The organism is Streptomyces sp. NPDC005955 (genome assembly GCF_042871255.1).
Lineage (GTDB): Bacteria > Actinomycetota > Actinomycetes > Streptomycetales > Streptomycetaceae > Streptomyces.
In genome coordinates, this window is record NZ_JBIAIF010000009.1 from 97,730 (window position 1) to 116,408 (window position 18,679).

Here is an 18,679-nt window from a genome sequence, read left to right on the forward strand (position 1 = left end):
AACAAGAGGAGTTCGGGTGAAGCAGGTTGTGCAGAACTACAAGAGCGGCGAACTGGCGCTGCTCGACGTGCCGGTGCCGGGGTGCAAGCCGAACGGTGTGCTGGTCCGCAGCGCCTACTCGCTGATCTCCACCGGGACCGAGCTCATGAAGGTGTCCGAGGCCGGCATGTCGATGCTGGGCAAGGCCCGCTCCCGACCGGACCAGGTGGCGAAGGTCATGCAGAGCGTCGCCACCAACGGGATGTCCGCCACCTACCGCAAGGTGATCAACCAACTGGACTCCTACACGCCGCTCGGCTACTCGCTGTGCGGGGTGGTCGAGCAGGTCGGCGCCGGCATCGACGACGTGGCGGTCGGCGACCTGGTGGCCTGCGCCGGCAACGAACACGCGCTGCACGCCGAACTGAACTGGGTGCCGAAGAACCTGTACACCCCGGTGCCGGACGGCCTCGCACCGCGCCACGCGGCCTTCGGCACCGTCGGGTCGATCGCCTTGCAGGGCGTCCGCCGCGGCGAGCCGCAGCTCGGTGACGTGGCCCTGGTCATCGGCCTCGGACTGATCGGGCAGTTGGTGGTGCAACTGCTGACCGCCTCGGGGGTCCGCGTCATCGGCGTCGACCCCGACCCGGTGCGCTGCGCACTCGCCGCCCGCCTCGGCGCCGCGGCCTGCGGCGACCCCGGGTCCGCGGCCGTGGAGAGCTCCGTCGCCGAACTCACCGACGGTCACGGCGTGGACCAGGTGTACCTGGCCGCGGGCGGCAGCAGCAACCAGCCCGTCGAACTGGCCGCCCGACTCAGTCGGGACCGCGGCCGGGTCGTCGACATCGGCAAGTGCCGCCTGGACCTGCCGTGGAACGCGTACTACGAGAAGGAACTCGACGTCCGGTTCTCCCGCTCGTACGGCCCCGGGCGCTACGACCCGGAGTACGAACTCGAAGGGCGGGACTACCCGATCGGCTACGTGCGCTGGACCGAGCGGCGCAACCTGGCGTGCTTCCTGGACCTCCTGGCCCGCGGCCGCGTCGACACCGACCCCCTGATCTCCCACATCGCCGACTTCGACGACGCCGTCAAGACCTACCAGCGCCTGAAGGACGGCGAACTGAAGGCCGTGGCCGTGCTGTTCCGCTACCCCGACGCCGCGGAACACCCGATCGAAGCGGAAGCACCGGCGGTGGCCGTGCCCACGGTGCGACGCAGCGGCGGGGCGTCCACCCCGACCCGGTCCGCCACCTCGCCGGTGCGGCTGGCGTTCGTCGGCGCGGGCAACTACGCGACGTCGATGCTGCTGCCGCACCTGGCCCGGCGCGACGGCGTCGAGCTGTCCACCGTCGTCACCACGACGGCGCTGTCCGCGGTCAACGCGAAGCGGAAGTTCGGCTTCGCCGAAGCGACCACCGAGCTCGACGCCGTACTCGAAGACCCCTCCGTGGACGCGGTGTTCGTGGTCACCCGGCACAACTCGCACGCCGAACTCACCCGCAGGGCGCTGCTGGCCGGCAAGGCGGTCTTCGTGGAGAAGCCCTTGGCGCTCACCGAGGACGAACTGGCCGGCGTGCTCGCGGCGGTGGACGAGTCCGGCAACGACCGGCTGCAAGTGGGCTTCAACCGGCGGTTCGCGCCACTGCTGCGGCAGGCCCGCAAGCGGTTCGGCACCCGGAGCGGCCCGGCGAACGTCCGCTACCTGGTCAACGCCGGCCGGTTGCAGCACGGCAGCTGGTACCTCCAACAAGACAGCCAGGGCTCCCGGTTCGCCGGCGAGGGCGGTCACTTCATCGACACCGTCAGCTGGCTGCTCGGGGCCGACCCGACCTCGGTGTACGCGGTCGCCACGCCCGGCAACGAGGACCTCCAGATCGTGCTGCGCTACCCGGGCGGCTCCACCGCCACCCTCAGCTACGTCACCACCGGCTCACCCGGCTTCCCCAAGGAGACGCTGGACCTGATCGCGGACGGCAAGGTGCTGCGGTTCGACGACTTCGTCCGCGCCTCGGTGCACGGCCGCAAGCGGTGGAGCAGCCCGCGGCTGTCCCACACCCGGGACAAGGGCCAACGCGCCGAACTGGACGCGTTTCTCAAGGCCGTGCGCACCGGCGGGCCGATGCCGGTGCCGCTGGAGTCGCTGGTCGCCACCACGGCAGCCACCCTCGCCGTGCAGACCGGCCTGGTCAGCGGCGCCCCGGTGACCTTGACGAGGACGCGATGACCCGGAGCACGTCCGTGGGCTGGTACCTGCGACGGTTGTCCCGGATGGGACCGCAGGAGGTCGGCGGTCGGCTCGGTGACGCGGTGCGCAGACGGCGGTGGCGGTCACCGCTGCCGGACGCCCCGAGCGTGACCGGCGCCCGGTTCACCGCGCTGCTGCCCGCCCGGGCGACCACCGCAGTGCCCCCGGACGCCGCGAAACGTCTGGTCGCCGCGGCGGACCGGTTGATGGCCGGGCGGGTCGAGTACTTCGGGGTGGAACGCGACGACCTGGTCGACCCGGACTGGTGGTACGACCCCAAGACCGGACGCCGGGCCCCCGGGGTCCACGCCTTCGACGTGCCCTACCGCGACGAGGACGCCATCGGGGACGTCAAGCAGATCTGGGAGCCGTCCCGGCACCAGTACCTCACGGTGCTCGCCGCCGCCTACGCCGTCACCGGGGACGAGCGGTACGCCGAGCGCGTGGCCGAGCACCTGCGGTCCTGGTGGGCGGCGAACCCGCCGCTGCACGGGGTGCACTGGATCAGCGGCATCGAACTGGGCATCAGGCTGCTGTCCTGGGTGTGGATCCGCCGGCTGCTCGACGGCTGGTCGGGTGCGCCCGGGCTGTTCGAGGGCAACCCGGCGGCCCTGCACCAGATCTGGCACCACCAGCGCTGGCTGGCCGCCTTCCCCAGCCGGGGCTCCTCGGCGAACAACCACGTCATCGCCGAGGCCGCCGGACAGTTCGCCGCGGCCTGCGCGTTCGGCTGGTTCCCCTCCTCCGCACGGTGGCGGGCCGACGCTCTGCGGTCCCTGGAGCGGCACCTGCGCAGCAACACCTTCCGCTCCGGCCTCAACCGCGAGCTGGCCACCGAGTACCACGGACTCGTCCTGGAACTCGGCCTGGCCGCGGTGGCCGAGGCGGACGCCGCCGCAGTGCCGGTCCCCGCGTCCGTCCGGCTGGTGCTGCTGCGCATGACCGACGCGCTGGCCGCCGTCGTCGACGACCGACTGCGGCCGCCCCGCCAGGGGGACGCCGACGACGGGCACGGTCTCGTCGTGGACGGCGCCGGCACCGACCGCTGGGCCTCGCTGCTGGCCACCGGGGACGCCGTGTTCGGGCGCCTCGACTGGTGGCCGGACGTGACCGCCACCAGTGTGCGCACCCCGCTGCTGGCCGCCCTCGTCCGACCCGCGGCACCGGCCGTCACCCGCCCGACGAGCCGACCGGCCCACTTCGCCGACGCCGGCCTGACCGTCCTGCGCGGCCCCGGGGAGATCTGGTGCCGCTGCGACGGCGGTCCGCACGGCTTCCTGTCCATCGCCGCGCACGCCCACGCGGACGCCCTCGCCGTGGAGGTCCGCCACGACGGGGTCGACGTGCTCGCCGACCCCGGGACGTTCTGCTACCACGGGCAACCCGAGTGGCGGCAGTACTTCCGCTCGACCCTGGGCCACAACACCCTGCAACTGGACGGCGGTGACCAGTCCGTCTCCGGCGGCCCCTTCCTGTGGACCCGGCACGCCCGCAGCCGCGTCCTGGCCGTGGACACGACCGACGAGCGGGTGAGCCGCTGGTGCGCCGAACACCACGGCTACCCGCGCTCCGTGCACCGCCGCCGCGTGGAGCTGACCGCACAGACCCGGGAACTGCGCGTCATCGACGAGGTGCGCGGCCCGCGCCGCGCCGCGCAGTTGGCGTTCCACCTCGGGCCGACGATCACCGCGGACCTGGTGGGGAACCGGGCCCACCTCACCTGGACCCGGGACGGCGAGGACCGCTCCGCGGCGCTCGACCTACCGGAACAGCTGACCTGGCGGGCGCACCGCGGCGCGAGCGACCCGCCCCTGGGCTGGTACTCCGCCGGCTTCGGACGCAAGGAACCCACCACCGTGCTGCTCGGCACCGGATCCGCCGACGGCGCGCAGGGGTTCACCACCGTACTCAGGTTCCGCGACTAGGGGAGGGCGCGTGGGGATCACCTGGCGGACGTGGGCGTCGCCCATGGCGACGCTGGCCCTGTTGGCGACCGGCTGCGCGGGCACGCAGGAAGCCCGGGCGGAGCCGACCGTCGCACCCGCCACGCCCCCGGCCCGGGTGTGCGCCGAGCCCACGGCCGGCCCGGCGACGGCGCCCCCGGGCGCGGTGACCGTCGACCCCGCGGTCGTGGGTGACCTGGCCGCGAAGACCCGCAGCCACCCCCGAGGCACCACCTTCTGGCTGCGACCGGGCACGCACCGACTCCCCCCGGAGCGCTACTCCCAGGTCATCCCCAAGAAGGGCAACCGCTACCTCGGCGCGCCCGGCGCGGTGCTCGACGGCCGCAAGACCAACCAGTACGCGTTCGGCGGCTCCGCGCCCGACGTCACCCTCCGCCACCTGACCGTGCAGGGTTTCGTCGCACCGCACAACGAGGGCGTGGTCAACCACGACTCGGCCGACGGATGGGTGATCGAACACGCGAAGATCCAGTACAACTCCGGCGCCGGACTGATGGCCGGCGACCGCCAGCGGGTGCGCGCCAGCTGTCTGCGCGGCAACGGCCAGTACGGCATGAACGCGTACCAGGCCGGCGGACGGCTCAGCGGGCTGCTGGTCGAGGGCAACGAGATCGTGGCCAACAACACCGACGACTGGGAACGGCGACGGCCCGGCTGCGGCTGCACCGCGGGCATCAAGTTCTGGGCGGTCGACGGCGCCGACGTACGCGGCAACTGGGTGCACGACAACCGCGGCGCCGGGCTGTGGGCGGACACCAACAACAACGACTTCCGCATCGAGGGCAACGTGCTCGAAGCCAACGACGGCGCCGCACTGATCTACGAGATCAGCTACAACGCGGTCATCCGGGAGAACACGATCCGGCGCAACAACTGGGTCGAGGGCCGCAGGTACGCCGACCGCGGCGACAGCTTCCCGTTCGCCACCGTCTACCTGTCCGAGTCCGGCGGCGAACCACGGGTGCGGGCCCGCACCGACAAGATCGAGATCTACCGGAACGTGCTGGAGGACAACTGGTCCGGAATCACCCTGTGGGAGAACGCCGACCGGTTCTGCAACAGCCCGGCCAACACCTCCTCCGGCACCTGCACGCTGCTGGTGCGGCAGCCCGACCGCTGCGCCCGGCCCGGGATCGCCACCGCACCCCTCTACACCGACTGCCGGTGGAGGACCCAGCGCGTGGACGTCCACCACAACCGCTTCGTGCTGGACACCTCCGTCGTCGGGTGCACGGTGAAGTGCGACCGCATGGCGGTGCTCGCCAACTACGGCACCTATCCCGACTGGTCGCCGTACCAGGGCGAACGGGTGGCCGAAGCGATCACCCACAAGCAGCGCAACCGCTGGCACGACAACGTCTACGTCGGCCCGTGGAAGTTCGTCGCCCACGACCCGAGCCGGGTGCTCGACTTCGGGCAGTGGCAGGGCACCCCCTACCACCAGGACACCGGCAGCACCCTCGACCCACGGGCCGGTGGTTGAGATGGGCGGACACCCGCACGACGGTGACCGGGAGACCACGGGCACCCGGCCCGACGCCGAACCGCGCCCCGCCGGCACGCCCAAGGCCGTCGGGCTGGTCTGGGGGCTGCTGGTCCTCAACACGCTCGGTTCCGCCGGGGCGAAGACCATCGTCCCGCTGCCCCGCTCCCTCATCCAACTCGTCACCATGGGCGCACTGGTCGCCGCCTTCGCCCTGGCGCTGGCACTCAACCTCCGGCTGCGCGTCCGGCCCAGCGCCTACGTCTTCCTGCTCACCCTGCTGCTGGTGCCGAGCGTGATCTCCAGCGTGCACCTGGAATCCGGGTTCGGCGCGCTGTTCCGCTGCGCCCGGCTGGCGCTCTTCGTCGGCACCCTGTGGCTCCTGAGCCGCTGGTGGGACGGCGGTACCGCCTTCGTCCGGCACCACGTCCGGATGTACTTCGCCGTACTCGGATCGGTGGCCGCCGGCGCGGCCGTCTCCCCGGGCGCGGCCGTGCCCGAACTCTACGGCGGGCGGCTGGTCGGCGCGCTGTGGCCGCTCACCCCGCCACAGATCGGACAGTACGCCGCGGTGATCATCGGACTCACCGCGCTGCTCCTCCTGGGCCGCCGGACCGACCGGACCAGCGCGGTGGTGGTCATCGTGCCCTCCCTGGTCCTGCTCGCCCTGACCCACACCCGCACGGCCACCCTCGGCCTGCTCGTCGGGCTGGCCCTGGCGGTGAGCTCGCTCGTCCTGACCAGCGCCGCCGCCCGCCGGTTCCTCGCCTGGGCGGTGCTCTGCGCCGCGGTGGCCGCGCTGGCGCTCAGCTCCGCGCTCCAGGCCTGGTTCCTGCGCGGCCAGAGCCAGGAGAACTTCTCCAACCTCACCGGTCGCGCCAAGGTCTGGGACGCCCTGCTGGCAGCCCCCCGGACGGCCTCCGAGCACCTGTTCGGCGTGGGCCTGGGCGACAAGTCCTTCGGCGGGCTGCCGATCGACAACAGCTGGCTGGCCGTCTACCACGAGCAGGGCCTGACCGGCACCGCGGTCGTGGCGGCGATCTTCCTCGTGCTGGGCGGCGTGGCGCTGCTGCGGCCACCGTCGTTGCCGCGGGCGTGCGCGATCTTCCTGATCGCCTACTGCGCCATCGCCTCGTACACCGAAGCCGGGCTGGGCGACGCCTCGCCCTACCTGCTGCACCTGGCGGTGGCCGCCTCCCTGCTGGCGGCACCCGCCGCGACCACCCCGCCCACGACCCCCGGACCCCCGCGGCGGCTCCGCCCGCGAGGGACCCGGGAACCGGAGGTGAACTGAGCATGCACGTCCTCGTGGTGCACAACCGCTACTCCTCGGCGCAGCCGAGCGGGGAGAACAACGTCGTCGACCAGGAGGTGGCGCTGCTGCGCGCCGCCGGCCACCGGGTCGAGCTGTTCGAGCGGCGCAGCGACGACATCGCCGCCCGGTCCCTGCCGGGCAAGGCCGCGCTGCCGCTGCTGGTGCCGTGGAACCCGTCGGTCCGCTCGGAGTTGGCCGCCCGACTGCGCGCCGGGCGGCCGGACGTGGTGCACGTCCACAACGTCTTCCCGCTCCTGTCGCCCGCGGTACTGGCCGCCTGCGCCGACGCCGACGTACCCGCCGTCGCCACCCTCCACAACTACACCCAGGTCTGCCCGCCCGGCACCCTGCAACGCAACGGCCGACCGTGCACCGAGTGCATCGGCCGGGCGCCGCTGCCCGCCGTGCGGCACGGCTGCTACCGCAACTCCCGGCTGGCGACGGTACCGCTCGCGATCAGCCTGTCGGCCAACCGACGGCGGTGGTGGTCCGGCGTGGAGCGGTTCTTCTGCATCTCCGCGGCACAGCGCGACGTCCTGGTGCGCTCCGGCATGCCGCCCGAGCGGCTGGCGGTGAAGCACAACTTCGTGCCCGACCCGGACGCCCGCCGGTCGGGCGACGGCGAACACCTGCTCTACCTCGGCCGGCTCGCCGAGACCAAGGGCGTGCGGCCCCTCATGGCCGCATGGGACCGGATCGCCGCGGACGGCGGCGTGGGCGTACCGCTCGTGATCGCCGGCGCGGGGCCCCTGGAGCAGGAGGTGAGCGCCTGGGCGGCGGGCCGCGACGACGTGCGGTACGTCGGCCTGTACGACCCGGCCCAGTGCCGGCAGGCCATCGCCCGGTCGGTCGCCGTGGTGGCCCCTTCGACCTGGCTGGAGGCGTTCGGCCTGGTGGTCGTGGAGGCGATGGCGGCGGGCGTCCCGGCGGTCGCCGCCGGCCACGGCGCCTTCGTCGAACTCGTCGAGGACGGGGTGACCGGGCTGCTGCACCAGCCGGGCGAGCCCGCTTCGCTCGCGTCCTGCCTGCGCCGGATCGCGACCGAGCCGGCCCGCAACCGGGAGCTGGGCCGGGCGGCCCGGCGCCGCTACGAACAGGGTTTCAGCCCGACCGTCGGGCTGGAGCGCCTGGTGGACGGATACCGCACCGCGATCGCGGGACGGTCCGGCGGCGGGGACGGCCCGCCGCCGGTTGGGGACGACAGCACCGGCTCGCAGCGGGACACCCGCGCGGGCAGGGATGGGGGCAGTAGATGACAGGATGCCGACTCTGCGGTTCGGCGGCGACGGTCAGCGTCGTCGACCTCGGCGCGACCCCGCCGTGCGAGAGCTTCCTCGCCGCGGACCAACTGGACCAACCGGAACCGACGTACCCGCTGCACCTGCGGGTCTGCACCGACTGTTGGCTCGCACAGATCCCTCCGCTGATCACCCCGGAGGACACGTTCACCCAGTACGCGTACTTCTCCTCCTACTCGACCTCCTGGGTGGAGCACGCCCGCACCTTCGTCAGCGACGCCGTCCAGCGGCTCGACCTCGGCTCCGACGCCTTCGTGGTCGAGGTCGCCAGCAACGACGGGTACCTGCTGAAGCACCTGGTGGACCGGGACGTCCGCTGCCTGGGCATCGAACCGTCGGTGAACGTCGGCGCCGCGGCGCGGGAAGCGGGGGTGCCCACGCTCACGGAGTTCCTCAGCCCGACCACCGGCGCCACCGTCCGCGCCGAGCACGGTCCGGCGGACCTGGTGGTGGCCAACAACGTGTACGCGCACATCCCCGACGTGGTCGGCTTCACCCGGGGGCTGCGCGCCCTGGTCGCCGACGACGGCTGGGTCTCCATCGAAGTGCAGCACCTGCTGACCCTGATCGAGGAGAACCAGTACGACACGATCTACCACGAGCACTTCCAGTACTACACGGTCGCCTCCGCGATCCGGGCGCTGGCGAGCGGTGGACTCACCCTCGTGGACGTCGAGTTGCTGCCCACGCACGGCGGCTCCGTCCGCCTGTGGGCCCGACCGGCCGAGGCGGCCGGCGAACCGAGCCGCCGGGTCGCCGACGCACTGGACCGGGAGAAGGCCGCCGGGCTCCAGGAACTGTCCGGGTACACCGAGTTCTCCGCCCGGGTGGCCAAGGTGCGCCGCGACCTCCTGCGCTTCCTCGTCGACGCGGCCGAACGCGGCGAGACGGTCGTCGGCTACGGCGCCCCGGGCAAGGGCAACACGCTGCTCAACCACTGCGGCATCCGGCCCGACCTGCTCCCGTACACCGTCGACCGCAACCCCTACAAACACGGCAGGTTCACCCCGGGCACCCGCATCCCGATCCTGCCGCCCGAACAGATCGCCGTCGACCGACCGGACTACGTGCTCGTCCTCCCCTGGAACCTGCGGGCCGAACTGGTCGAGCAACTGTCCTTCGTGCACGCCTGGGGCGGCCGGCTGGTCTTCCCCATCCCGGAACTGAACATCGTCGAGGTCGCGTCGTGAAGGAGATCGCAGCATGAAGGTCGTACTGTTCTGCGGCGGCTACGGGCTGCGCATGCGCAGCGGAGCGTCCGACGACATACCCAAGCCGATGGCGATGGTCGGCCCCCGACCGCTGATCTGGCACGTCATGCGCTACTACGCCCACTTCGGCCACACGGAGTTCATCCTCTGCCTCGGCTACGGGGCCCACCACATCAAGGACTTCTTCCTCCACTACGAGGAGACGACGTCCAACGACTTCGTGCTGCGCGGCGGACAGACCGAACTGCTGTCCACCGACATCGCCAGCTGGACGATCACGTTCGTGCAGACCGGCATCGAGTCGCCGATCGGGGAGCGGCTGCGCCGGGTACGGCCCCACCTGGACGGCGACGAGATGTTCCTCGCCAACTACGCCGACGTGCTCACCGACGCCCCGTTGCCCGAGATGATCGAGCAGTTCGCCCGGCGCGACGCCGGCGCGTCGATGACGGTGGTGCCGCCCCAGTCCTCGTTCCACTGCGTGGAGTTGGGCGAGGACGGCCTGGTGGGAGGCATCACCGCGGTCAGCGAACTGCCGCTGTGGGAGAACGGCGGCTACTTCGTGCTCCGTCAGGAGGTCTTCGACCACATCCCGGAGAACGGGGACCTGGTCGCCGACGGATGCGCCGGGCTCGCCAAACGCGGGCGGCTGCTGGCCTACCAGCACCGCGGCTTCTGGAAGCCGACCGACACCGTCAAGGAACGCGCCGCGCTCGACGCCTCCTACGCCCGGGGCGAGCGCCCGTGGGCCGTGTGGGAACGGGACGGCGGGCCGCACCCGCCCGGCGGCCGCGGCGGCGCCCGGGTGAGGACCGCGTGATCCGGCTCGGGACCGGGCCGTTGGACCGGATCGTCGCCCTGGGCGCGCACTGCGACGACATCGCCATCGGCGCCGGCGGCACCCTGCTGACGACGTGCCTCGCCCGGCCGGGCATCCGCGTCGACGCACTGGTGCTCTCCGGCGGGGGCAGCGAACGCGAGCAGGAGGAGCAGGCCGCGCTCGCCGCCTTCTGCCCGGGCGCCGACCTCCACCTGACCGTGCTCAAGCTGCCCGACGGCCGGCTGCCGGCCCGGTGGGACGAGGCCAAGGCCGCGGTCGAGCACCTGCGCACCCAGACCGACCCGGACCTGGTCCTGGCCCCGCGCACCGAAGACGCGCACCAGGACCACCGCGGCCTGGCGAAGCTGGCGTCCACCGCGTTCCGCGACCACCTCGTCCTCGGCTACGAGATCGTCAAGTGGGACGGCGACCTCGGCCGCCCGGTGGGGTACCAGCCGCTGACACCGGAGATCGCCGAACGGAAGGTGCGGCTGCTCCAAGAGCACTACCCCTCGCAACGACACCGGCCCTGGTACGACCGCGAGGCGTTCCTCGGGCTGGCACGGATCCGCGGCATCGAATGCCACACGCGCTACGCCGAGGCGTTCGCCGTCACCAAACTCACTCTCGACCTGGGGGAATGAACCTTGCGCGTGCTGCTGACCGGACACCAGGGCTACCTGGGCACCGTGATGGCCCCGATCCTCACCGCCGCGGGCCACGAGGTCGTCGGGCTGGACGCCGGCCTCTTCGCCGACTGCGTGCTGGGCCCGCCGCCCGCGGACCCGCCGGGGCACCGGGTGGACCTGCGCGACGTCACGGCCGACCACGTGGCCGGGGTGGACGCGGTGATCCACCTGGCCGCACTGTCCAACGACCCGCTGGGAGCCCTGGCCCCGGACCTCACCTACGACATCAACCACCACGCGTCCGTACGGCTGGCCCGACTCGCCCGCGACGCCGGAGTGCGGCGCTTCCTGTACGCGTCGACCTGCTCCGTCTACGGCGCCGCCGGCGGGGGCGAGCTGGTGACCGAGGACGCCCCGCTGCGCCCGGTGACCCCGTACGCCGAGTCCAAGGTGCGCGTCGAGGACGACCTGCACGCCCTGTCCGACGACGACTTCAGCCCGGTGTACCTGCGCAACGCCACCGCCTTCGGGTACTCACCGCGGCTGCGCGCCGACATCGTGCTGAACAACCTGGTCGGCCACGCACTCCTGTCCGGCGAGGTGCTGGTGCTCTCCGACGGCACCCCCTGGCGTCCGCTGGTGCACGCCGTCGACATCGCGCGGGCCTTCGCCGCGGCACTGGTCGCGCCCCGCGATGCGGTGCACGACCGGGCGTTCAACATCGGCAGCGAGACCAACAACGTCACGGTCGCCGAGATCGCCGAGCAGGTCGCCGAGGCGGTGTCCGACGCCCGGGTGGTGATCACCGGGGAGACCGGGGCCGACCCGCGGTCCTACCGCGTCGACTTCTCCCGCTTCCGCGCCGCGATCCCCGGCTTCGACTGCGAGTGGACGGTGAAACAGGGCGCCCTCGAACTCGCCGACGCCTACCGCAAGCACGGACTGACCCGGGAGGGCTTCGAACGACGCTTCACCCGGCTCGCCGTGCTGCGAGCGGCCTCCGAGGCCGGCACCGTCGACGACACCCTGCGGCGGAGCCGATGACCACGACCGGCGAACAGATGCACGCACTGGTGGAGCGGCTGTACCCGCTGTGCCGGAGCATCACCGGCGACGGGGTGCGCGCCACCCTGGACATCGTCGGCGAGTACCTTCCGCTCACGGTGCACGAGGTGCCGACCGGGACGCAGGTGCTCGACTGGACGGTGCCGCAGGAGTGGAACATCCGGGACGCGTACATCGCCGACCCCGCCGGCAACCGGGTCGTCGACTTCGCCGCGTCCAGCCTGCACGTGCTCGGCTACAGCCTGCCGGTGTCGACGACCCTGCCGCTCGCCGAACTCCGGGCCCACCTGCACACCCTGCCCGACCATCCGACGTGGGTGCCGTACCGCACCAGCTACTACCGGCCGGACTGGGGGTTCTGCCTCGCCCAGGAGACCCTGGACGCGCTGCCGGACGGCGACTACGAGGTGCACATCGACTCCACCCTCGCCGACGGCCACCTCACCTACGCCGAACACGTGGTCCCGGGACAGGTGCCGGACGAGGTGATCGTCTCCTGCCACGTCTGCCACCCGTCGCTCGCCAACGACAACCTGGCCGGCATCGCGGTGGCGACGTTCCTGGCACGGGCCCTGGCGGAGCGCACGCCCTGGTACACGTACCGGTTCCTGTTCGCGCCCGGCACCATCGGCGCGATCACCTGGCTGGCCCGCAACACGGAGCCGAAACCCGGGGGACGGGTCGAACACGGACTGGTGCTCGCCTGCGCCGGCGACCGGGGCCAGCTGACGTACAAGCAGAGCAGACGCGGCGACGCGGAGATCGACCGGGTGCTGCGCCATGTGCTCCGCACCTCCGAACGCCCCCACCGGATCACCGAGTTCACCCCGTACGGATACGACGAGCGGCAGTTCTGCTCACCCGGGTTCGACCTCGGCGTGGGTTCGCTCACCCGCACCCCGTACGCCGGCTACCCCGAGTACCACACCTCGGCGGACGACCCCGCCTTCGTCTCCCCGGAGGCGATGGCGGACACGCTCGCCGTCTGCCGCGAGGCGTTCGCCCTGCTGGACCGCAACCGGCGCTACCTCAACCTCAACCCCTACGGCGAACCCCAGTTGGGCCGGCGCGGACTCTACGACGCGCTCGGCGGGCGCAGCGACGCGAAGCAGGCCCAGATGGCCATGCTCTGGGTGCTCAACCTCTCCGACGGCACACACAGCCTGCTGGACGTCGCCGAACGCTCCGGGCTGCCCTTCGACACCGTCGCCGGCGCGGCCGACGCCCTGCACGGCGCCGGACTGATCAAGGCATGACGCCGATGAGCAAGGGAAAGGAGGAGGCGACGACCCCGACGGCCCCGGCCGGACCCGCCCCGAGGACCGGCCGGGCCCTGGCCGGCCGACTGTCCTGGGGACTCGCCGACCAGGCGGTCTGCAGCCTCACCAACTTCGCGGTGGGGATCTACGTCGCCCGCTCCCTGGGGCTGGCCGCGTTCGGTGTGTTCAGCCTGGCCTGGGTCACCTACGGCGTACTGCTCAGCGTCTCCCGCGGGCTGGCCACCGACCCGCTCGTGGTGCGCTTCAGCGGCGTGCCGGACGCGTCCTGGCGCGCGGCGGCCGCCCGGTCCTCCGGCGCCGCGCTCGCCGTCGGCGCCGTAGTCGGCGCGGTGTCCCTGGCGGTCGGGCTGGGCCTCGGCGGCCGGGTGGGCCCCGCGTTCGCCGCCCTCGGCCTCGTCCTGCCGGGACTGCTGCTCCAGGACGCCTGGCGGTACTCCTTCTTCGCCGCCGGCACCGGGCACAAGGCGTTCGTGAACGACCTGCTCGGGGGCGTCGCACTCGTGCCCGCCATGGTTGTGGCGGCCCAGGTGGGCAGCGTCGCCGCCTTCGTGCTCGCCTGGGGCGCGTCCGCCTCCGTGGCCGCGTCGTACGGCTGCCTCCAGTCCGGCATCCGACCCCGGCTGACCGGAGCGCGCGCATGGGTCCGGGAACACCGCGACCTCGGCTACCGCTACCTCGTCGAGAACGTCAGCGTCAGCGGCGCGGCCCAACTGCGGGCGTACGGGCTCGGCGCGATCGTCGGGGTCAGCGCGGTCGGCGTGGTCCGGGGCGCCGAACTCCTCCTCGGCCCGTTCCTCGCCGTGCTGATGGGACTGTCCCTGGTCACCGTCGCGGAGGCGGCCCGGGTGCTGCGGCGCGCCCCGCACCGACTGGGCCGCTTCTGCTTCCTCCTCGGCGGCGGGCAGGCCGCCGCCGCCCTGCTCTGGGGCGCCGCGCTGCTGCTGGTGCCGGACCGGTTCGGCGCGCTCGTGCTCGGCGGCGTCTGGCACCCCGCCTCGGAGCTCATCGTCCCGGCCACGCTCGGCGTCGCCGGCGCCGGCCTCGGCGTCGGCGCTGCGGCCGGACTGCGCGCCCTCGCCGCGGCCCGGCGCAGCCTGCGCAGCCAACTCATCGCCTCCGCCTGCTACGTCAGCGGCGGGCTCGGCGGGGCGGCCGCGGCCGGCACCGTCGGCTCCGCCTGGGGCGTGGCCGCCGCGACCGTCAGCGGCTCGGCCGTGTGGTGGCTGCACCTGCGGTCCGCCCTGCGCGAGCACCACCAGAACCCATCCGCGAAGTGAGGACCCCATGACCGCACCACGCCGCGTGCCGCGCCTGAGCATCGGCCTGCCCGTGTACAACGGCGAGGAGTACCTCGCCGAATCGCTCGAAGCCCTGCTCGGCCAGACCTACGAGGACTTCGAGCTGGTCATCTCCGACAACGCCTCGACCGACGGGACCCAGGACGTCTGCCGCCGGTACGCCGCGCAGGACTCCCGCATCCGGTACCTGCGCCTGCCCCGGAACATCGGCGCCGCACCCAACCACAACCGCGTGTTCACCGAGTGCCGCGGCGAACTCTTCAAATGGGCCTCGCACGACGACCTGTACGCCCGGGACCTGCTGCGGAGCTGCGTCCAGGCACTGGACGAACGGCCGGACGTGATCCTCGCGCACAGCGGCCAAGCCGTCATCGACGGCGACGGCCAACTGAAGGTCCCCTACGCGTACGGGCTCGCCACCGACTCGCCGCACCCGCCGGAGCGCTTCCGCAGCCTGCTGTTCGAGCCCGGGGGCGACGACTTCTACGGGGTGATGCGGGCCGAGGTGCTGCGCCGGGTGAAGCCGCACGACAGCTACCACCACGCCGACCGCACCTTCGTTGCCGAAATCACCCTGCACGGGCCCTTCCACCAGGTGCCGGAGCTGCTGTACTTCCGCCGCGACCACCCCACCCGCGCCGAACGGGCCAACCCGAGCAAGCGCTCCCGCTGCGTCAACCTGGACCCGCGCCGGGCGGGCCCGCTGCACCCGACGCCCCGCCTGCTCGCCGAGTACGTCTGGGGCTTCGTCGCGGCCGTCCGCCGGGCCCCGTTGTCCCCGGCCGACCGGCGCGCCTGCTACCGCCACCTGGTCGCCTGGATGACCAGCCGGGTCCGGCCGGGCGCCGGCGAGCGGGTCGAGGACCGCGCCCCGGTCGACCCGGCCCGGCTCACCGTCTCCGTGGACGCCCTCGTCGCCGGCCGTGACGGCGGGCGGCCATGAAGCCCCGGAACGGGACCCCGGTGCGCGTCGGGGTGTTCGGCCTGCTCGGCTCCGGCAACCTCGGCAACGACGGGTCCCTGGAGGCCGTACTCGGTTACCTCCGTGCCGAGCACCCGGACGCGACCGTGGACGCACTGTGCGGCGGCCCCGCGGCCGTCACGGCCCGGTACGGCATCCCCGCGACCCGACTGCACTGGTACCGCGGGGAGTACCGGACCGCGTCGCGCGGCGGCGCGATCGCCGGCAAGGGCCTCGGTAAACTCGTCGACGTCGTCCGCACCGCCGCCTGGGTGCGCCGCCACGACGTGGTGATCGTGCCGGGCATGGGCGTCCTGGAGGCCACCCTGCCGCTGAGGCCGTGGGGCTTCCCGTACGCGCTGTTCCTGCTCTGCGCGACCGGCCGGCTGTTCGGCACCCGGGTCGCCCTGGTCAGCGTCGGCGCCGGACCGATCAGCGGGCGCCCCACCCGGGCCCTGGTGCGCTGGTCGGCGCGCCTGGCCGCCTACCGCTCGTACCGGGACGCCCCGTCCCGCGACGCGATGCGGGCGATGGGCGTGGACACCGCGCGCGACGAGATCTACCCCGACCTCGCGTTCGCCCTGCCGACGCCACCGGACGACCACCCAGCCGACACAGACGCAGACGCAGACGCCGAGCGGCCGCGGCCCGTCTGCGTCGGCGTCATGGCCTTCCACGGCGGCAACGACGACCGCGCCCGCGCCGAGGAGATCCACCGGCGCTACCTCGACGGGACGATCCGCTTCGTCCGCGCACTGGTCGAGGACGGCCGGCCGGTCCGCCTGCTCACCGGCGACGGCATCGACGACGCCGTGGTCGCCGCGATCCGCGAGGCGGTGGACTCACCCCTGGTCACCGCCGCCGGGGCGTCCTCGCTCGCCGACCTGATGAAGGAGACGGCGGCCGCCGACGCCGTGGTGGCCACCCGGTACCACAACCTGGTCTGCGCGCTGAAGGTCGGCACGCCGACGCTCGCCCTCAGCTACGCGGCCAAGAGCGAGGCGCTGATGGCCCGGATGGGCCTGGACGCGTACTGCCACCCGGCCCGTGAGGTCGACGCCGACCGGCTGCTCGCCCAGTTCCGGGCGCTGGAACGGAACGCGGCGGAGCTACGGCGCACCCTCACCGAGCGGAACCTCGTCGCCACCCGGCTCCTTGAACACCAGTTCACCGCCCTGACCGCGGCCCTGTTCCCGGCACCCGACCCCACCCACACCCACGCCCTGCGGGAGACTCCATGAAGGCGACCGGAATCCCGGCGATCGCCGGCGCGTACCTGTTCGCGTCCCCGTCGTACGCCGACGAACGCGGCTTCTTCTGCCGCACCTTCGACGCCGACGTGGCCCGCTCGGTGGGCCTCGACCCGGACTCCTTCGTCCAGGACAGCGTCTCCCGCTCGGTCCGGGGGGTGTTGCGCGGACTGCACCTGCGCTCCGGAGCCGGTGAAGCCAAACTGGTGCGCTGCTCGTACGGGGAGGTCTTCGACGTCGTCGTGGACCTGCGGGCGGACTCCCCGACCTACCGCAACCGCGCCTTCTTCACCCTGTCCGGCGAGACCCAGCAGACCCTGTACGTCCCGGCGGGGTGCGCACACGGCTTCCAGGCACTGACCGAAACCGCCGACGTCTCCTACCGGATCGACCGCCCGCACGACCCCGCCGAGGACGTCACGATCGCCTTCGACGACCCCGAGCTCGCGATTCCCTGGCCACTGCCGGCCACGTCGATGTCCGAGCGGGACCGGAAGGCACCGAGCCTCGCCGAGGCCCTGAAGCACGGGGAGAAGTGAAGTCGACGTGGACACCGAGAAGTTCCCCCTGCCCCGGTCACGACGGGCGAACGAACGACTGCACGCCCTGGTCCCCGGGGGCGCGCACACCTACGCCAAGGGCGACGACCAGTACCCCGAGGACCTGGCCCCGGTCATCAGCCACGGCCGCGGTGCCCATGTGTGGGACGTCGACGGCAACCGCTACGTCGAGTACGGCTCCGGACTGCGGTCGGTCAGCCTCGGCCACGCCCACCCGCGCGTCATCGAGGCGGTGCGACGGCAACTCGACCGCGGCAGCAACTTCGTGCGGCCGTCCATCGTGGAGGTCGACGCCGCGGAACGCTTCCTGGCCACCGTGCCGACCGCCGAGATGGTGAAGTTCGCCAAGAACGGCTCCGACGTCACCACCGCCGCGGTGCGCCTCGCCCGCGCCGTCACCGGGCGCCCCCGGGTCGCCATCTGCGGCGACCACCCGTTCCTCTCCGTCGATGACTGGTTCATCGGCACCACACCGATGTCCGCCGGCATTCCGGCGGCGACCACCGAGCTCACCGTGACGTTCCCCTACGGGGACCTGGTCGCCACGGAGGAACTGCTCACCCGGTACCCGGGCGAGGTCGCCTGCCTGATCCTCGAACCCGCCACCCACACCGAGCCGCCGCCCGGGTACCTCGCCGGCCTGCGTCAACTCGCCGACCGACACGGCTGCGTCCTGGTCTTCGACGAGATGATCACCGGCCTGCGCTGGTCCGAGGCGGGCGCGCAGGGGCTGTACGGGGTCGTCCCCGACCTCTCCACCTTCGGCAAGGCGCTCGGCAACGGGTTCGCCGTCTCCGCGCTGGCCGGGCGCCGCGACCTCATGGAGCGCGGCGGGCTGCGCGACACCCGCGAACGGGTGTTCCTGCTGTCCACCACCCACGGCGCGGAGACCCACTCGCTGGCCGCCGCGACCGCCGTGCTCACCACCTACGTCGAGGAGGGCGTCACGGCCCGGCTGCACGCCCTCGGCGAACGGTTGGCCGCCGGGGTCCGCGACGCCGCGGCCAGCATGGGCGTCGGCGACCACGTCCTCGTCCGCGGCCGGGCCAGCAACCTGGTCTTCGCCACCCTCGACGAGGACCGGCAGCCCTCGCAGGAGTACCGCACCCTGTTCCTGCGTCAACTCCTGGTGGGCGGGGTGCTCGCCCCGTCGTTCGTGGTGAGCAGCGCGCTCGACGAGGCCGACATCGACCACACCGTCGACGTGGTGGCCCAGGCGTGTGCGGTGTACCGGAAGGCACTGGACGCCGCTGACCCCACCCCCTGGCTGGCCGGGCGCCCGGTGAAACCCGTGTTCCGCCCGCTGGCGTGACCCACC

At 72.8% G+C, this 18,679-nt stretch carries 14 protein-coding genes and 1 pseudogene; all 15 read left to right on the top strand.

The genetic code is table 11. The annotated features are described in order from the left end of the window. Positions 1 to 16: 16 nt before the first annotated feature. Positions 17 to 2,206, top strand: a complete 2,190-nt coding sequence (locus ACFYOU_RS21970) for a Gfo/Idh/MocA family oxidoreductase (RefSeq protein WP_391307791.1) — start codon at positions 17 to 19, stop codon at positions 2,204 to 2,206. Beyond that, positions 2,203 to 4,152, top strand: coding sequence for a heparinase II/III family protein (locus ACFYOU_RS21975; protein ID WP_391307793.1), 1,950 nt, complete (start codon positions 2,203 to 2,205; stop codon positions 4,150 to 4,152). The genes ACFYOU_RS21970 and ACFYOU_RS21975 overlap by 4 nt, the downstream gene beginning before the upstream one ends. A gap of 43 nt (positions 4,153 to 4,195) precedes the next feature. Continuing rightward, positions 4,196 to 5,674, top strand: a complete 1,479-nt coding sequence (locus tag ACFYOU_RS21980) for a right-handed parallel beta-helix repeat-containing protein (RefSeq protein ID WP_391308026.1) — start codon at positions 4,196 to 4,198, stop codon at positions 5,672 to 5,674. Position 5,675: 1 nt separating this feature from the next. Next, on the top strand, positions 5,676 to 6,968 hold the full coding sequence (locus tag ACFYOU_RS21985; RefSeq protein ID WP_391308027.1) for an O-antigen ligase domain-containing protein: 1,293 nt from the start codon (positions 5,676 to 5,678) through the stop codon (positions 6,966 to 6,968). 2 nt (positions 6,969 to 6,970) lie between these two features. After that, positions 6,971 to 8,245 carry a glycosyltransferase gene (locus ACFYOU_RS21990; protein WP_391307795.1) on the top strand — a complete coding sequence of 425 codons (1,275 nt, stop codon included), beginning with the start codon at positions 6,971 to 6,973 and terminating at the stop codon, positions 8,243 to 8,245. Further along, positions 8,242 to 9,477, top strand: coding sequence for a class I SAM-dependent methyltransferase (locus ACFYOU_RS21995; protein WP_389769801.1), 1,236 nt, complete (start codon positions 8,242 to 8,244; stop codon positions 9,475 to 9,477). Before ACFYOU_RS21990 ends, ACFYOU_RS21995 begins: the two co-directional genes overlap by 4 nt. Positions 9,478 to 9,490: 13 nt before the next feature. Continuing rightward, positions 9,491 to 10,318: a glucose-1-phosphate cytidylyltransferase gene (locus ACFYOU_RS22000; RefSeq protein ID WP_389769799.1), complete on the top strand. Its 828-nt coding sequence runs from the start codon at positions 9,491 to 9,493 to the stop codon at positions 10,316 to 10,318. Then, on the top strand, positions 10,315 to 10,962 hold the full coding sequence (locus tag ACFYOU_RS22005; RefSeq protein ID WP_391307797.1) for a PIG-L family deacetylase: 648 nt from the start codon (positions 10,315 to 10,317) through the stop codon (positions 10,960 to 10,962). The genes ACFYOU_RS22000 and ACFYOU_RS22005 overlap by 4 nt, the downstream gene beginning before the upstream one ends. 3 nt (positions 10,963 to 10,965) lie before the next feature. Continuing rightward, positions 10,966 to 11,991 carry an NAD-dependent epimerase/dehydratase family protein gene (locus ACFYOU_RS22010; RefSeq protein ID WP_391307799.1) on the top strand — a complete coding sequence of 342 codons (1,026 nt, stop codon included), beginning with the start codon at positions 10,966 to 10,968 and terminating at the stop codon, positions 11,989 to 11,991. Further along, positions 11,988 to 13,268 carry a DUF4910 domain-containing protein gene (locus ACFYOU_RS22015; protein ID WP_391307801.1) on the top strand — a complete coding sequence of 427 codons (1,281 nt, stop codon included), beginning with the start codon at positions 11,988 to 11,990 and terminating at the stop codon, positions 13,266 to 13,268. Before ACFYOU_RS22010 ends, ACFYOU_RS22015 begins: the two co-directional genes overlap by 4 nt. Continuing rightward, positions 13,265 to 14,580: pseudogene (locus ACFYOU_RS22020) on the top strand (hypothetical protein). The gene ACFYOU_RS22015 and the pseudogene ACFYOU_RS22020 overlap by 4 nt, the downstream one beginning before the upstream one ends. After that, positions 14,577 to 15,533: a glycosyltransferase gene (locus ACFYOU_RS22025; RefSeq protein WP_391307802.1), complete on the top strand. Its 957-nt coding sequence runs from the start codon at positions 14,577 to 14,579 to the stop codon at positions 15,531 to 15,533. Before ACFYOU_RS22020 ends, ACFYOU_RS22025 begins: the two are co-directional and overlap by 4 nt. Further along, positions 15,530 to 16,792, top strand: a complete 1,263-nt coding sequence (locus tag ACFYOU_RS22030; protein ID WP_391307804.1) for a polysaccharide pyruvyl transferase family protein — start codon at positions 15,530 to 15,532, stop codon at positions 16,790 to 16,792. The genes ACFYOU_RS22025 and ACFYOU_RS22030 overlap by 4 nt, the downstream gene beginning before the upstream one ends. Next, positions 16,789 to 17,340 (top strand): dTDP-4-dehydrorhamnose 3,5-epimerase, encoded by a 552-nt coding sequence (rfbC, locus tag ACFYOU_RS22035; RefSeq protein WP_389769784.1) that lies wholly within the window; start codon positions 16,789 to 16,791, stop codon positions 17,338 to 17,340. The genes ACFYOU_RS22030 and rfbC overlap by 4 nt, the downstream gene beginning before the upstream one ends. A gap of 7 nt (positions 17,341 to 17,347) precedes the next feature. Next, complete coding sequence (locus tag ACFYOU_RS22040; RefSeq protein ID WP_391307806.1) at positions 17,348 to 18,673, top strand: glutamate-1-semialdehyde 2,1-aminomutase; 1,326 nt, start codon at positions 17,348 to 17,350, stop codon at positions 18,671 to 18,673. Positions 18,674 to 18,679 lie beyond the last annotated feature (6 nt).

What these genes read in the sequence shown, in the direction of transcription:
- ACFYOU_RS21985 (WP_391308027.1), top strand. Translation starts at nt 5,676, where the DNA reads ATGGGCGGACACCCGCACGACGGTGACCGGGAGACCACGGGCACCCGG.
- ACFYOU_RS22025 (WP_391307802.1), top strand. Translation starts at nt 14,577, where the DNA reads ATGACCGCACCACGCCGCGTGCCGCGCCTGAGCATCGGCCTGCCCGTG.
- ACFYOU_RS22030 (WP_391307804.1), top strand. Translation starts at nt 15,530, where the DNA reads ATGAAGCCCCGGAACGGGACCCCGGTGCGCGTCGGGGTGTTCGGCCTG.
- rfbC (WP_389769784.1), top strand. Translation starts at nt 16,789, where the DNA reads ATGAAGGCGACCGGAATCCCGGCGATCGCCGGCGCGTACCTGTTCGCG.
- ACFYOU_RS21995 (WP_389769801.1), top strand. Translation starts at nt 8,242, where the DNA reads ATGACAGGATGCCGACTCTGCGGTTCGGCGGCGACGGTCAGCGTCGTC.
- ACFYOU_RS21975 (WP_391307793.1), top strand. Translation starts at nt 2,203, where the DNA reads ATGACCCGGAGCACGTCCGTGGGCTGGTACCTGCGACGGTTGTCCCGG.
- ACFYOU_RS22015 (WP_391307801.1), top strand. Translation starts at nt 11,988, where the DNA reads ATGACCACGACCGGCGAACAGATGCACGCACTGGTGGAGCGGCTGTAC.
- ACFYOU_RS21980 (WP_391308026.1), top strand. Translation starts at nt 4,196, where the DNA reads ATGGCGACGCTGGCCCTGTTGGCGACCGGCTGCGCGGGCACGCAGGAA.
- ACFYOU_RS21990 (WP_391307795.1), top strand. Translation starts at nt 6,971, where the DNA reads ATGCACGTCCTCGTGGTGCACAACCGCTACTCCTCGGCGCAGCCGAGC.
- ACFYOU_RS22000 (WP_389769799.1), top strand. Translation starts at nt 9,491, where the DNA reads ATGAAGGTCGTACTGTTCTGCGGCGGCTACGGGCTGCGCATGCGCAGC.